This window comes from Streptococcus porcinus (assembly GCF_901542335.1).
Classification (GTDB): domain Bacteria; phylum Bacillota; class Bacilli; order Lactobacillales; family Streptococcaceae; genus Streptococcus; species Streptococcus porcinus_A.
This window is the reverse complement of record NZ_LR594036.1, coordinates 1,138,514-1,153,549: the sequence shown is the minus strand read 5'-3', so window position 1 is coordinate 1,153,549 and position 15,036 is coordinate 1,138,514. Positions and strand designations below refer to the sequence as shown.

At 36.2% G+C, this 15,036-nt stretch carries 13 protein-coding genes; 12 read left to right on the top strand and 1 reads right to left on the bottom strand.

The features are described from left to right. The first annotated feature begins 57 nt into the window (after positions 1–57). The 12 genes from FGK96_RS05445 to FGK96_RS05390 all read left to right on the top strand — a co-directional run bounded on the left by FGK96_RS05445 (position 58) and on the right by FGK96_RS05390 (position 12,535). A complete protein-coding gene (locus FGK96_RS05445) occupies positions 58–774 on the top strand; it encodes a DeoR/GlpR family DNA-binding transcription regulator (RefSeq protein ID WP_269472120.1) in 717 nt (238 codons plus the stop codon). Then, positions 771–1,682: a 1-phosphofructokinase gene (gene pfkB, locus FGK96_RS05440; RefSeq protein ID WP_138082071.1), complete on the top strand. Its 912-nt coding sequence runs from the start codon at positions 771–773 to the stop codon at positions 1,680–1,682. Before FGK96_RS05445 ends, pfkB begins: the two co-directional genes overlap by 4 nt. Then, entirely contained in the window at positions 1,679–3,631 is a 1,953-nt protein-coding gene (locus tag FGK96_RS05435) for a PTS fructose transporter subunit IIABC (protein ID WP_138082069.1), read from the top strand. Before pfkB ends, FGK96_RS05435 begins: the two co-directional genes overlap by 4 nt. Positions 3,632–3,719: 88 nt before the next feature. Next, positions 3,720–4,325: a glucosaminidase domain-containing protein gene (locus FGK96_RS05430; protein ID WP_138082067.1), complete on the top strand. Its 606-nt coding sequence runs from the start codon at positions 3,720–3,722 to the stop codon at positions 4,323–4,325. 136 nt (positions 4,326–4,461) lie between these two features. Then, the gene (locus FGK96_RS05425; RefSeq protein ID WP_138082065.1) at positions 4,462–5,193 is read left to right on the top strand and encodes a glycoside hydrolase family 73 protein; all 732 of its coding nucleotides are present in this window, start codon (positions 4,462–4,464) and stop codon (positions 5,191–5,193) included. A gap of 44 nt (positions 5,194–5,237) precedes the next feature. Next, positions 5,238–5,759 (top strand): hypothetical protein, encoded by a 522-nt coding sequence (locus FGK96_RS05420; RefSeq protein ID WP_172601600.1) that lies wholly within the window; start codon positions 5,238–5,240, stop codon positions 5,757–5,759. Between the two features lie 68 nt (positions 5,760–5,827). Next, positions 5,828–6,208 carry a DUF1149 family protein gene (locus FGK96_RS05415; RefSeq protein WP_003085914.1) on the top strand — a complete coding sequence of 127 codons (381 nt, stop codon included), beginning with the start codon at positions 5,828–5,830 and terminating at the stop codon, positions 6,206–6,208. Then, positions 6,208–7,059: a DegV family protein gene (locus FGK96_RS05410; protein ID WP_138082061.1), complete on the top strand. Its 852-nt coding sequence runs from the start codon at positions 6,208–6,210 to the stop codon at positions 7,057–7,059. Before FGK96_RS05415 ends, FGK96_RS05410 begins: the two co-directional genes overlap by 1 nt. Before the next feature lie 164 nt (positions 7,060–7,223). Further along, a complete protein-coding gene (locus tag FGK96_RS05405) occupies positions 7,224–8,435 on the top strand; it encodes a CCA tRNA nucleotidyltransferase (RefSeq protein WP_138082059.1) in 1,212 nt (403 codons plus the stop codon). Beyond that, a complete protein-coding gene (locus tag FGK96_RS05400; RefSeq protein ID WP_138082056.1) occupies positions 8,428–10,299 on the top strand; it encodes an ABC-F family ATP-binding cassette domain-containing protein in 1,872 nt (623 codons plus the stop codon). Before FGK96_RS05405 ends, FGK96_RS05400 begins: the two co-directional genes overlap by 8 nt. A gap of 388 nt (positions 10,300–10,687) precedes the next feature. Then, positions 10,688–12,040, top strand: a complete 1,353-nt coding sequence (gdhA, locus tag FGK96_RS05395; protein ID WP_138082054.1) for an NADP-specific glutamate dehydrogenase — start codon at positions 10,688–10,690, stop codon at positions 12,038–12,040. 84 nt (positions 12,041–12,124) lie between these two features. Continuing rightward, on the top strand, positions 12,125–12,535 hold the full coding sequence (locus FGK96_RS05390; RefSeq protein WP_138082052.1) for a peptide deformylase: 411 nt from the start codon (positions 12,125–12,127) through the stop codon (positions 12,533–12,535). Between the two features lie 40 nt (positions 12,536–12,575). On the opposite strand, the gene FGK96_RS05385 is transcribed toward FGK96_RS05390, so the two are convergent. Then, positions 12,576–14,630 carry a surface-anchored 5'-nucleotidase gene (locus FGK96_RS05385; RefSeq protein ID WP_138082050.1) on the bottom strand — a complete coding sequence of 685 codons (2,055 nt, stop codon included), beginning with the start codon at positions 14,628–14,630 and terminating at the stop codon, positions 12,576–12,578. Positions 14,631–15,036: the final 406 nt, after the last annotated feature.

Genomic DNA, 15,036 nt, shown 5'->3' with positions numbered 1-15,036 from the left:
ATGTAACCGATTACAGAAAGTGGTGGTCTTATTCTAAAATCCAAGCGGAAACAGAAGATTATGGAACGCATTCTGATAGATAGTTTTGTTGCTTTAGAAGATTTAATGCAAGAATTGGATTCTTCTGAATCCACTATCAGACGCGATTTAGACGAGCTTGAAGCAGAAGGAAAACTTCATCGAGTTCACGGGGGAGCTGAATTATTTCCATCGCTCCAGGAGGAATTATCTAATTTAGAAAAATCTATCAAAAACAGTCAAAGCAAACAGAAATTAGCTAAAAAAGCTTCCGAGTTTATCCTTGATGATGATGTTATTTTCATTGATGCAGGTACAACAACAGAGTTTTTGATTTCTCAACTCTGTCAAAAAAATTTAACCGTTGTTACAAATTCGATCCATCATGCTGCTAAATTAGTGGATAGGAATATTAAAACTATCATTATTGGTGGTTTTGTAAAACAGACAACGGACGCTAGTATTGGTAATGTGGCTCTAGAGCAGATTCAACAAATGAACTTTGATAAAGCTTTTTTGGGCATGAATGGACTTGATAACTTTTATCTGACCACTCCTGATATGGAAGAGGCAGTAATTAAAAGAACTATCATTTCTAATGCAAAAAGGTCCTATGTTCTTGCTGATTCTTCAAAGATAGGATATGTGTCCTTCGTTAAAGTAGCTCCTATTGAAGATGCTTGTTTAATAACGGAAGTATCAAAAAGCATTCTGTTAGCAAAAATAAAAGAAAAAACAAAGGTGATTGAAGTATGATTTATACAGTAACACTAAACCCTTCGATTGACTTTATCGTCAGGATTGACCATCTGGAAACAGGTTCAGTCAATCGTATGGCCAGTGATGATAAATTTGCAGGAGGAAAAGGAATAAATGTTAGCCGCATCTTACAAAGACTAGGTATTGATAATATTGCCACTGGTTTTATAGGTGGTTTTACTGGTCAATTTATTGAAGAAAGTTTAAAATCAGAACAGATTACAACCAACTTTATTTCAGTTAAGGAAGATACACGAATTAATGTTAAAATCAAATCTGATCTTGAGACAGAGATTAATGGAGGTGGTCCTCAAATCAGTGACTGTGAGCTCCTAGCTATGAAAGAGGCTTTGTCCAAACTTTCTGAAAATGATACGGTAGTCTTTGCTGGATCAGCGCCTTCTAATCTAGGTAATACTATTTATGACGAGCTTATCCCAATTGTAAGGTCAGCTGGTGCACAGATTGTTTGTGATTTTGAGGGGCAAACATTATTAGATGCTCTTGCTTATCATCCCCTACTTGTTAAGCCTAATAATTACGAGCTTGAGGCTATTTTTGAGACCAGGTTAAAGGGACTTGATGATGTCGAAACTTATGCTCGCAAGATTATTGATAGGGGTGCTCAAAATGTTATTGTTTCAATGGCTGGTGATGGAGCCTTATTGGTAACACAAGAAGCTTCTTATTTTGCTAAACCTATTAAAGGAACTGTGAAAAATTCTGTAGGTGCAGGCGATTCAATGGTAGCTGGATTTACAGGTAAATTTGTAACAACAAAAGATCCTATTGAAGCCATGAAGTGGGGAGTTGCTTGTGGAACAGCTACAGCTTTCTCAGATGATTTAGCAACAATTGATTTTATAGAAGAAACTTATCAAAAAGTTGAGGTAGAAAAAAGATGAAGATACAAGATTTATTGAAAAAAGACTTAATGATTTTAGACCTAAAGGCTAATAGCAAAGAAAGTGCTGTCGATGAGATGATTTCACGTTTAGTTGCAAAAAATGTGGTTTCAGATTTTGATACATTTAAGTCTGGTATTATGGCACGTGAAGCACAAACATCTACTGGTTTAGGTGATGGTATCGCAATGCCACACAGTAAAAATAACGCCGTACGTGAAGCGAGTGTTTTATTTGCTAAATCATCTACTGGTTTAGATTATGAGTCGCTTGATGGTCAGGCAACAGACTTATTCTTCATGATTGCCGCGCCTGATGGTGCAAATGATACCCATCTTGCAGCGCTAGCGCAGCTATCTCAATACCTTTTGAAGGATGGCTTTGCTGATCAATTAAGAGCTGTGGAAAGTCCAGAAGATGTCATTGCCTTGTTTGATGCTTCTGAAAAGGAACAAGTGGAGGTAAGACCTGTAGCAAAAACTTCACATTCAGATTTTATTGTCGCTGTTACAGCTTGTACCACTGGTATCGCACATACCTATATGGCTGAAGAAGCTCTAAAAAAACAGGCTAGCCAAATGGGTGTGACTATTAAAGTGGAAACCAATGGTGCCTCTGGTGTTGCTAATCGATTAACTGCAGAAGATATTAAAAAAGCAAAAGGCGTGATTGTAGCTGCTGATAAAGCTGTTGAGATGGACCGTTTTGATGGAAAACCTCTAGTATTACGTCCTGTTGCTGATGGTATTAAAAAAAGTGAAGAACTTATTTCAATCATTTTAGAAAATCAAGCAAAGGTCTACCAAGCTAAGAATGATAGGAAAGAAGTCAGCACTCCTGAAGAAAAGACGAGCTTTGGCGGAGCTTTTTACAAACACCTTATGGGTGGGGTCTCACAAATGCTACCCTTCGTTATTGGTGGAGGAATCATGATTGCGATTGCCTTCTTACTAGATAACCTTTTAGGCGTACCGAAAGATCAGTTGGGGAATTTGGGATCTTATCATGAAATAGCGGCTATCTTTAAAAATATTGGTGGGGCAGCCTTTTCATTCATGTTACCAGTTTTAGCGGGCTATATAGCTTATTCAATTGCTGAAAAACCTGGTTTAGTTGCTGGTTTTGTAGCGGGGGCTATTGCCTCAAATGGTTTAGCCTTTGGTAAAGTTGCTTTTGCTGCAGGCGGTGAAAAATCTCTAGCCTTGGCAGGTGTTCCTTCTGGTTTCTTAGGAGCTTTGGTAGGTGGTTTCTTGGCGGGTGGTGTTATTTTGGTTCTTCGGAAGTTGCTATCTGGCTTGCCACGATCACTTGAAGGAATTAAATCAATCTTACTTTACCCCCTACTTGGAGTATTAATCACTGGTTTCTTAATGCTTTTGGTAAACATTCCAATGGCAGCAATCAATACAGCTTTAAATGATTTCTTACAAGGATTGTCAGGTAGTTCAGCAGTCTTAATGGGCTTACTAGTTGGTGGTATGATGGCTGTAGATATGGGTGGCCCAGTTAACAAGGCGGCTTATGTTTTTGGTACAGGAACCTTAGCAGCGACTGTTGCAAACGGTGGATCAGTTGTAATGGCTGCTGTAATGGCTGGAGGAATGGTTCCTCCGTTAGCAGTATTTGTAGCTACATTGTTATTTAAAGATAAATTTACAAAGGAAGAGCGTGAATCAGGACTCACAAATATCGTAATGGGACTATCCTTTATTACTGAAGGTGCAATTCCATTTGGTGCAGCAGACCCAGCGCGTGCAATCCCAAGTTTCATAGCAGGATCTGCTCTAACAGGTGCTCTTGTTGGTTTAGCAGGCATCAAATTAATGGCTCCTCATGGCGGAATCTTTGTAGTTGCTTTAACAAGTAATCCAATCCTTTACCTTGTATTTGTGGCTATAGGTGCCCTAGTATCAGGTATATTATTTGGTGCCCTTCGTAAAAAACTTTAATTAGGACATCTGTCTAAGTACAACTAGAATCTGCCAAGGTTCTAGTTTTTTGTTATACTTAAAGAACTACAATAGGGGAAATAGAGTTATGCCTAAAAAGAATTATCGACGGAAACCAAGATTTAAGAAACAAAATTTTCAAGTAAGTATTTCATTTTTAATTCTGACCTGTTTTATTATCAGCTTTCTTACTATACAATCACAGAGAGAAAGTATAAAAAAACTAGCAGGAAACCAAACGATTTTATTTTTGTCAACCGCTGCTAAGCCGGCTCAGTTTGTGGCTCATAAAAATGATTTATACACTTCAGTAATGTTAGCTCAAGCTATATTGGAATCTAACAATGGCCAGTCACAATTAAGTCAAAAGCCCTATTATAACTTTTTCGGAATTAAAGGAACTTATAACGGAAAAGCGATTATTTTACCTACAAATGAAGATGATGGCAAAGGGAACCTCTATAAGGTAGATGCTAAATTTCGTCACTATGGAACGAGAACAAATGGTTTTAAGGATTATGCTCAGGTTTTATCAGACCCACTTTACTTAAAAACACATAAAAGTAGGACACAAAACTTTGAGGAAGCAACTCAGGTTCTCACTGGTCATTATGCGACAGATACTAGTTATAACCAAAAATTGAATCAAATTATTTCAACTTATCAGTTAACTTTGTTTGATTATCCATTTTAAATAATAGGGTTAAATATTTCAATATGACTACAATTTTATATCAGCTAATTTAAATATTAGATTATTGTAGTTAAATACTAAATTAGTGTGTTATAATATTATTCGACTCAAGAAATAGAAAAGGATTAAAAAAGCGATGACTAAGTTGAAAGGTAAAAAATTATTACTGGCGATTTTTGCATTAGTAGCATTAGTAGCCACATTTGTAGTAGTGCAATCTTCACAAAAAGAAAAAAAAGTAGAGGCCGACAGTTTTGCAGTTGGGCCAACACAAGCTTTTATCAACGAAATTGCTGGTACTGCTAGTCAAATAGCTAGTGAAAGAGATTTATATGCCTCTGTTATGATAGCTCAAGCTATTTTAGAGTCAAGTAATGGCCAGTCAGGCCTCAGTCAGGCGCCATACTATAATTTTTTTGGTATTAAAGGTGCTTACAATGGTGGCTCTGTAACAATGAAAACTTGGGAAGATGATGGCAAAGGTAATCCCTACGAAATTGATCAACCTTTCAGGGCTTATCCAAGTATAGCTGATTCTTTAAACGATTACGCTAATTTATTAAGTTCACCTCTATATTCAGGTGCGCATCGCTCAAATACACTGTCTTATCAGGATGCAACTGCAGCATTGACAGGTTTATATGCAACGGACACATCTTATAATGCCAAGCTCAATAGTATTATCCAAACTTACGGCTTAACTGCTTATGATGTAGTTTCACCAGCTCCTAGCTCTCAGGTGGCGGCGACACCGCCTGCAACGGTTGACACTAACAATCTTGTTTGGAATCATTTTAGAGGTTCTTATACTGATTCTGAAACATTAAGGATTGATCAGGCGTGGGCCTCACTAAAGTATAATCGATAAATAAAAATCACCCTTCTAGGGTGATTTTTTGATATAATATGCTTATGAAAACAATAAGTGAAACCTACGAAAATCATCCTGAAAAACCTTACATTAATCCCAAATATGAATTAGATTTAATTCAAAAACCAATCCCAAAGCGAAATATGATAAGAACAGAAGAAGGTCTGTTACCCGGTCATATTGTTATGCTTTGGCGTATTAGCTTTGGCACTTATACAACAGAGAACCCACATCATAAATATTTCTACACAACTTATGGGATTGATGCTGATAAAGAATTAGCATGGCTCATTGCTCATGATTATGTTGTTATTGATTCAGCTTTTGTTTCCTTAAAGCACATATCAGCTTTCCATTTAAAGGAATTTCTAAAAGAAAAAAACGTTATTGGGCTGTCTAAGATGAAACGCTCAGACTTAGAGAAGACCATTGCCCAAGTATATGATGAGGAGAGCCTTGGGCAAAAATTTTCACTGAGGTCTTATAGTTTATTAGAAAAAGGTAAGAAAACGTTGCTGGCTCATCCTGAAATTATTGACCGACATCCGCAGAAAAAGTACTAATGAGCCTACTTTAATATTCTGAGAAACTATGCTATAATGAGTCATATCGTCATCAAGGAGAACAGAAAATGCAAGTCATTAGAGAAAAAGAATTTGTTAATCAATATCATTATGATGCAAGAAATTTGGAATGGGAGAAAGAAAATGGAACTCCCGAAACTAATTTTGAAGTAACCTTTCAATTACTTGATAAAGATGAAGACAAAAATGAAACGGTAATTGTTTCAGTTCTACAATTTTTGATTGTAAAAGATGAGTTCGTTATTGGGGGAGTTATCTCTCAAATGGTACGTATTGTTGACCGTTTGATTAATCAACCAAGCGAATTCAAACAAGATGAAGTTGAGTATCTTGCAGAACCATTGTTAGATATGGTTCAACGCTTGACCTATGAAGTCACGGAAATCGCTTTAGATAGACCGGGAATTAATTTGGAGTTTAAGAGTTAATGAAATTAGCAATTGTTACAGATAATACGACAGCCATACCAGAAGAAGTGAAAAATCATAAAGACATATATGTCTTGAACATTCCAGTTATTTTTGATAATGAAACCTATTATGAGGGCTTAAATCTTAGTTTAGATGAGTTTTATCAAAAAATGGCTAATAGTTCAGAATTACCTAAAACTAGTCAACCTTCACTGACAGAATTAGATGAACTGTTAACAGATTTATCCGTAACAGGTTATACGCATGTCATTGGTTTGTTTCTTGCTGGGGGTATCTCAGGATTTTGGCAAAATATTCAGTTCTTAGTTGAAGAACATCCTGATTTAACAGTGGCTTTCCCAGATAGTAAAATCGCGTCGGTACCAACAGGAAATATGATTTCAGCTATTTTAAGTTGGTGTCAAAAAGGTGACGACTTTGATACTATTCTTAAGAAATTGTATGCAAAAATTGAAGGCACTTCAGCCTATATTTTGGTTGATGACCTTAATCATTTAGTTAAAGGTGGACGTTTATCCAATGGCTCAGCTTTATTAGGTAGCCTATTAAGTATAAAACCAATACTTCGTTTTAACGATGAAGGTAAGATAGTTGTTTTTGAAAAGATTAGGACAGAAAAGAAAGCTATGAAGCGTTTGGTTGAGTTGTTAAACGAAACCGCTAAAGAAGGGGAGTTTGAGTTTTCCATCATAAATGCTAATGGCCAAGAAAAAGCTATCACTTTAAAGAGTATGTTAATTGAGAGTGGTTTGCCAGATAACTTCTATGAAGCAGACTTCAGCTCAGTAGTTGGAGCACATCTTGGAACAAATGCAGTAGCAGTTGGTTATTCACCAATTATTAAATAAGGACTTACTACATGTATGGAGACGAAAGTCTTTATGACTGTATATAGACTATCAAGTGACTAAATTTATCAAATATTTTCTTATTTTACTCAAAAAGGTGTAACCCTAGAAAACAATTCAGTTATTAGTTGTAAGTGACTGACTTATGGATTAGAGAAATTATTATGAAATTAATAACGTTGCCTTCTGAATTTCAGAAGGCTTTACCAATATTAAAGAAAATTAAAGAAGCGGGCTATGAGGCTTATTTTGTGGGCGGAAGTGTACGTGATGTCCTTTTAAATCGTCCAATTCATGATGTGGATATAGCTACTAGTTCATATCCAGAGGAGACTAAGGCAATTTTCACAAGAACTGTAGACTTAGGTGTTGAGCACGGAACCGTTCTTGTTTTGGAAGGAGGGGGTGAATATGAAATCACCACTTTTCGAACAGAGGATGTCTATGTTGATTACCGTAGACCTAGTCAGGTTTCCTTTGTCCGATCTTTGGAAGAAGATCTGAAGCGTCGTGATTTCACAGTTAATGCTTTAGCTTTAGATGAAGATGGTGAAATTATTGATAAGTTTAATGGACTTGATGATTTAAAAGCTAGGCGCTTACGAGCGGTTGGAAAAGCCCAAGATCGTTTTGAAGAAGATGCTCTTCGAATCATGCGAGGATTCCGCTTTGCAGCAACTTTGGATTTTACCGTTGAAGAAACGACCTTCTGTGCGATGGCTGAACAAGCTCACTTATTAACAAAGATTTCTGTTGAAAGAATCTTTATTGAATTTGATAAGTTGCTGATGTCCAAGCACTGGCGGTGTGGGTTGGAGTTATTAGTTAATGCGCAAGCTTACCAATTTTTACCGGACCTAGCAGGTCAAAAGATCAACCTGCAAATGATGATGAGCAATTTGCAAACTACTTTTAACTTCACTGAGAGTGCCCAAGCTTGGGCAAGTCTGATTGTAAGTCTGGATATTTCTAATAGCAAAGCTTTTCTTAAAAAATGGAAAACATCAAATGAGTTTCAAAAGAAGGTGGATCAGATTGTCAGTCTATATCGGCTTCGTCAGAAGCAAGAGCTAGATAAGTGGTCTTTGTACAGCTACGGCAAGGAAATCGCCATTCTTTGTGAAGAGCTCCGTCAAGCCCAGGCTTTAGAGGTGAATTTTTCCAGAATTCAAGATTTGGATGAAGCATTAGCGATTCATGATAAGCATGAAATAGTAATCAACGGTCGCTATCTAATGCAGGAATTAGGAATGTCCGCTGGACCAGAACTAGGTAAAACTCTTAATCATATCGAAGAAGCGATTGTTCGTGGGCAGTTGATTAATGATCTTCCAACTATTCGTGAATATATTATTGAGGAGTTAAGGAATGAGTGATTTTTTAGTTGAAAAATTAAGCAAAACAGTTGGAGATAAGACTGTTTTTCGGGATATTTCTTTTCTCATACATGATTATGATCGAATTGGAATTATTGGTGTTAATGGAACAGGTAAAACAACTTTATTAGATGTTATCGCTGGAAAAATTGGTTACGATGGTGATTTATCTCCTTTTTTGAAGCCTAATGATTATAAAATTGCCTACTTGACTCAGGATCCTGAATTTAAGGACGATGATAGTGTTTTAGAGACAGTGTTATCGACAGATTTGCCTGAAATGGTTTTGATAGGACAGTATGAACGTCTGATGTCAAGTTATTCAGAAGCTAATCAAAAAGAATTAGAGAAAATTATGGCTGAGATGGATCGGCTTGATGCGTGGTCCATTGAAAGTGAAGTCAAAACAGTTCTTTCTAAGTTGGGGATTTCAGACTTAGAACAAAAAGTCGGTCAATTATCAGGAGGGATGAAACGTCGTGTTCAATTGGCTCAGGTATTGCTAGGAGCAGCAGATCTCTTACTGTTGGATGAGCCAACGAACCATCTGGATATAGATACTATAGCTTGGCTAACCAATTACCTCAAATCATCGAAAAAAACGGTGTTATTTATTACCCACGATCGCTATTTTCTAGATCATTTGGCTACGCGAATTTTCGAATTAGATAATGCAAAATTACAAGAATATCAAGGTAATTATCAAGACTATGTCCGCCTTAAAGCTGAACAAGATGAACGCGATGCAGCTAACTTACATAAGAAAAAACAGTTGTATAAACAAGAATTATCTTGGATGCGGACGCAACCACAAGCTCGTGCTACTAAACAACAAGCTCGCATTAATCGCTTTAATGAGTTGAAAGAGGATGTTTCGAATTCGGTATCAAATGAATCATTGGAAATGGCTTTTGAAACCAGTCGGATTGGGAAAAAAGTCATTCACTTTGAAAATGTTTCATTTGGTTATAACAAGAAATTCCCTTTAATCAATGATTTTAGTTTAATTATTCAGAACAAAGACCGTATTGGGATTGTAGGCGATAATGGTGTTGGTAAAACGACACTACTCCATCTCATTAATGGAGATCTCAAGCCTCATTCTGGCAAAGTAGATATCGGAGAAACCGTCCGTATTGGCTATTTCTCACAGCAAATTCAAGGTATGGATGAAAATAAACGCCTTATAACATATTTGCAAGAGGTTGCTGATGAGGTAAAGACAAGTGTTGGTACGACCAGCATTAGCGAACTCTTAGAGCAGTTTCTTTTTCCTAGATCAACACACGGTAGTATTATCGGCAAATTATCAGGCGGAGAGAAAAAACGTCTTTATCTTTTGAAAATATTGATTGAAAAACCAAATGTTCTTCTCTTAGATGAGCCGACAAATGATTTAGACATTGCAACTTTGACTGTTTTAGAACAATTTTTAAATCATTTTGCTGGTCCAGTTATTACTGTTAGTCATGACCGCTATTTCTTGGATAAAGTAGCTACTAAGATTCTTTCTTTTGAAAATGGGGAAATTCAGGTCTTTTATGGAAATTACAGTGATTATCTAGATGAAAAAGCTTTTCAAAATGAAAAAATGCTTTTAAAAGTTAAGAAACTACCTAAAATGATAGCCAAAGAGGTAGCAGATAAGAAACGTATGTCATATAAGGAAAAACAAGAGTGGGCTACTATTGAAGATGATATTACCCAAATTGAGAAAAAGATTGCGTGTATTGAAAGTGACATGTTAACGGTAGGTTCTGATTATGGCAAGTTATCGGACTACCAAACGAAACTGGATCAATTGAATCAAGAACTCTTAGAAAAATATGAACGCTATGATTATTTGAGTGAATTGGAAAACTAGTCTAATCATAAGATTTAATCAATTCAGCCATCATTCTTCCGTGATGAGGGTAGATTGTTTACAAATGGCTTGAGAAGTGCCTATAGGCACTTCTCAGAACGTAGACAAACTCCTAAAAATATTTGAGTAGACTTGCGTAAAATGGAAAAATATTAAATTCTTAGGGATGTTGATATTCCAATGTTTCTGAGAGTTTTTGATTTTCATAATAACGAAAAAAGATTGAAGAAAATTGTCCAAAATGGACTTTTTCTTCAATCTTTTCTTTTGACAGAGCTATTGTTTGTTAGGAACTATCTCATTTTTATAGTAAAAACTTGACAGAAATATTCAGAAAATTTATAATATTTACTAACTTATAAACAATTGCTAAGCGAAAGGACAAATTATGATATCAGGAAAAGAATATGTTGATCGTGTTTTTGAGAAGGTAAAAGCTACAAATGCATATGAAACCGAATTTTTACAGGCTGTTGAGGAAGTTTTTGACTCCTTAATACCAGTTTTTGATAAATATCCTAATTATATCAAAGAAAATCTCTTAGAACGATTAGTTGAGCCAGAACGTATTATCTCTTTTAGAGTTCCATGGATGGACGATCAAGGGAAAGTTCATGTTAACCGAGGCTATCGCGTGCAATTTTCTTCAGCAATAGGTCCCTACAAGGGCGGGTTACGCTTTCATCCTTCCGTTAATCAGTCTATTGTTAAATTTTTAGGATTTGAACAAATTTTTAAAAATTCATTGACTGGGCAACCTATAGGTGGCGGTAAAGGGGGATCAAATTTTGATCCTAAAGGCAAATCAGATATGGAGATTATGCGCTTTACCCAAAGCTTTATGACTGAATTACAAAAACATGTTGGTCCAGACTTAGATGTTCCTGCTGGCGATATCGGAGTTGGCGGTCGTGAAATAGGTTATCTGTTCGGACAATATAAGCGTTTAAATGGTTATCAAAATGGTGTTCTAACTGGTAAAGGATTATCATTTGGGGGTTCCTTAGCACGTAAAGAAGCGACGGGATATGGGGTTGTTTATTTTGCACAACACATGTTAGCTTCAAAAGGCCAAGAGCTTAAAGGGAAAAAAGCCATTGTCTCTGGATCAGGTAATGTGGCTATCTATGCTACTGAAAAATTACAAGAACTTGGGGCAAGTGTTATTGCCGTTTCAGATTCGTCGGGTTATGTTTACGATGAAAATGGTATCGATTTAGATAGTTTAAAACAAATTAAAGAAGTTAATCGTGGACGTATTAAAAGTTATATTGAGATGCATCCTCATGCTATCTTTACAGCAGCTGGTAGTGGGCCATCAATTTGGTCTTTAAAGGCCGATCTTGCTTTCCCGTGTGCTACTCAAAATGAGTTGAATGCTAAAGATGCTCAAATGTTGGTTGATAATGGTATTCTTGCTGTTGTCGAAGGCGCTAACATGCCATCTACTTTAAAGGCTATGACACTATTGCAAGACGCGGGTGTTTTATTTGGGCCTGCCAAAGCAGCTAATGCTGGTGGAGTAGCGGTGTCCGCTTTAGAAATGGCACAAAATAGTGGACGAATTGCTTGGACTTTTGAAGAAGTTGATGCAAAACTTTTTGATATTATGAAAGATATCTATGATAATGCGACACATGCTGCTGATGAATTTAACCTTTCTGGGAATCTAGTTGCAGGTGCTAATATCGCAGGCTTTCTAAAAGTTGCCGAAGCTATGTCGGCTCAAGGTCTTGTTTAATGATTAGAAGGCTTGGGAAATAACTATTTTTCCTGCTAGGATTTTGCTATAATATAGAGAATTCATCGTATAGGGAGAAGTAAAATGATTCGTCAAATTGTGAAAGATCCTTTCTTTTTGCGACAAGTTTCAAAACAAGCCACAAAAGAGGATTTACCCATAGGTAAGGATTTACAAGACACTTTAGCTTTTCATAGAGAGAATTGCTTGGGCTTGGCGGCTAATATGATTGGAGAGTCTAAACGTATTATTATCATTTCAATGGGATTTGTTGACTTAGTTATGTTTAATCCAAAGTTGGTGAAAAAATCCGACTCATATATCACTGAAGAATCTTGCCTCTCGCTTTCTGGAAATCAGAAAACAAAACGCTATCAAAACATTACAGTGGAATATCTTGACCTTAATTGGAGAAAGAAGAGTTTAAGCTTGAATGGTTTAGCTGCCCAAATTTGCCAACATGAGTTAGATCATCTAGATGGAATTTTAATCTAAAAGGACATACCTTGAACTTAAGGTATGTCCTTTTCATTAATTAGTGTTCTTTTTTCTTAGCTAAAGCAGTCGCAAAAAGAGTAGCAACTCCTGCTAGTGATAGTAAAAGTGAACCTCGCTCCTTACTTCCGGTTAAAGGTAATTTTTTCTTAACATCAGTATTTTGAATATGATTTTCAGATTTAGCATACATTAAGGAGTAACTGTTATTTGCTAGGCTTCTTACTTTTGTAGTTGCTGTTTCAGGAGCCCTAGTTGGTGTGAATAGGTCTGAAACTAACTCTGTTTGAATGATTTTTCCCTCACGATTACGATAAACGCGATTAACTAAATCATGTATACCTGATGAGTCTTTCTTTTTAGATGTTTCAAGAGTAACTGTAGCATAGGTTTTAACTCCAGAGATAGTGGCAGAAACTTTTTGATTGCTAGCTTCTAAATCTTTAATATATTTAATGAATACTTCAGTATCAGGGTTAATTGCTCCTAACAATCTCCCTTTTTTAAATGTTTTAAAACCATCTCCTCCACCATATAAGAAATCATTGATAACCACTTTGTAGGTTGCGTTCGGGTCAATTTCTTCACCGTTGGTCTTATAGGCTTTCACAACTTTGTAAGGATTTAAGGGATCAGCAGAGCCACTATCAGTATAGATGTATCTAAGACCTGACATTTGAAGGAAATATTTTTCTCCTTCATCATACTGTTCATTCAAGACATCATAAATTTCTTGTCCTGTTAATTCGACAACTTGAAGGATATTTCCAAAGGGTTGGACAGCTTGAGCTGCGCCCCAAGTGATTGATTGATCACTATTAACTACTAAGTCAGCACGAACCCCACCATTGTTTGTAATGGCGAAGTCTACAGTAGGGAATGATTCTCTGGCAATAGCTAATTGTGCTTTTGTAATTAGGTTACCGAGTGCTGATTCTTTATCGCTATTAACCTCTCTTGAAATATTGGCATTTGTTATAGCTGTTCCAATTTTTGTTTCAGTTACACGAGCCACGATGGTATTGGCATTATTCACAATTGCTTGGATTTCAGGCGTTCCTGTTAAAATACCTGGAGCAACAGCGACAACTTGTCCAGTAGGTACTGCGATGAAATCCTGAGTATCAGTATCCAAAGTACCACGGACATCAGCATAGGCCTTTCCTTGAGCAAGAGCTTGAACAATTCGAGTATTACCAATTGTTCCGTTTGCATACACGTGATTGTGTCCAGTAAAGACTATATCAATACTGTTATCAGGGTAGATTTGGTTAACTTTATTGATAATGGTAGCCATTTGATCACCAACTAGACCATCTTTTCCTGTAGTTGCAGGGATGTGGGCTAAAATCATAATAGCATTAACGTTCTGGGTTCTTAATTCTTTAGCATACTTAGCGATAGTTTCAGCTTCGTCTAAAAAATCATACTGTTCGTAATTCTGTTTCAGGACTAAATCGGGGATTTCAGTAGTAACGACGCCAATTATACCGACTTTTACGGAAGTATTGTTAATAGGAATGGATTTAATAGCATAAGGTTTCCAATTATATGGAATCTCCCCAGTCTTTTTATCAACAACATTTGAAATAACAATCGTTTGATTAGAAGGAACATGTGGGTAGTCTTTTGTAATTTGATTAATAGTCGAATCAGGAGCAGGAGCTGTGCCAGTCATAATACGATTATACTCAGCCAAGCCCTCATCGAATTCATGGTTACCAAGGGTGCCATATTCAACATTCATTTCATTAAAAATCTGAACAGTTGGTTCGTCTTGGAGTAATCCTGAGTTTGCTGGGCTAGCTCCAACCATGTCACCAGCTTGAACACGAAAACTAGTTCCATTAGGACTAGTTTGGGCAAAATCAGCTTGAGCTTTATCCATATAAGCATCCAGTTGAGTAGCCGTTCCAGCACCTGAAATTTTACCATCAGGCATATAAGCGGTGCTAGTTTGATCAATGGCTCCGTGGAAGTCATTAATCCCTAAAATTTGAACATCAACTTGATCAGCGCTAACAGCTGAAACGACTAGTGACATACCAGCAAGGACACTCAAAACACTGCTTTTTAAAACAATATGTTTTTTCATAAAAATTCCGATCTCCTAAAGAATAAAATGATGTTTCATAAATAGTTTACTATCTTTTAATGCACAAAACAAGAAGTATTGCATAAAAAGTGAATAAAATACTATTATATATTTTATAAAAGGCTTACATTTTTAAGAAAACATATTATTTAACAGAAATAATTAAAAACGTTCGATTCTTTTTATTTTTAGCTATTGCTATCTGAGCTAATCTGTGATAGTATGATGGTTAGATTAAAAGAAAGGAGAACAAACATGTTAATTATTAAAACAAATCAAGCTTTTTTTGATATTCTCCTTTCTAGCCTTCAAAATTAACTTACTTTGGTGTCGTTATGCACCTAATAGTAAAAGCCCGTGGTAGAAAGGTTGACTTACTGCGGGCTTTTTGTATGCAAAAATTAAT

Coding starts and splice junctions, on each gene's coding strand:
- FGK96_RS05400 (WP_138082056.1), top strand. CDS start 8,428: ATGAGTGATTTTTTAGTTGAAAAATTAAGCAAAACAGTTGGAGATAAG.
- FGK96_RS05405 (WP_138082059.1), top strand. CDS start 7,224: ATGAAATTAATAACGTTGCCTTCTGAATTTCAGAAGGCTTTACCAATA.
- FGK96_RS05410 (WP_138082061.1), top strand. CDS start 6,208: ATGAAATTAGCAATTGTTACAGATAATACGACAGCCATACCAGAAGAA.
- FGK96_RS05415 (WP_003085914.1), top strand. CDS start 5,828: ATGCAAGTCATTAGAGAAAAAGAATTTGTTAATCAATATCATTATGAT.
- FGK96_RS05390 (WP_138082052.1), top strand. CDS start 12,125: ATGATTCGTCAAATTGTGAAAGATCCTTTCTTTTTGCGACAAGTTTCA.
- FGK96_RS05420 (WP_172601600.1), top strand. CDS start 5,238: ATGAAAACAATAAGTGAAACCTACGAAAATCATCCTGAAAAACCTTAC.
- FGK96_RS05425 (WP_138082065.1), top strand. CDS start 4,462: ATGACTAAGTTGAAAGGTAAAAAATTATTACTGGCGATTTTTGCATTA.
- FGK96_RS05385 (WP_138082050.1), bottom strand. CDS start 14,630: ATGAAAAAACATATTGTTTTAAAAAGCAGTGTTTTGAGTGTCCTTGCT.
- FGK96_RS05430 (WP_138082067.1), top strand. CDS start 3,720: ATGCCTAAAAAGAATTATCGACGGAAACCAAGATTTAAGAAACAAAAT.
- FGK96_RS05435 (WP_138082069.1), top strand. CDS start 1,679: ATGAAGATACAAGATTTATTGAAAAAAGACTTAATGATTTTAGACCTA.
- gdhA (WP_138082054.1), top strand. CDS start 10,688: ATGATATCAGGAAAAGAATATGTTGATCGTGTTTTTGAGAAGGTAAAA.
- pfkB (WP_138082071.1), top strand. CDS start 771: ATGATTTATACAGTAACACTAAACCCTTCGATTGACTTTATCGTCAGG.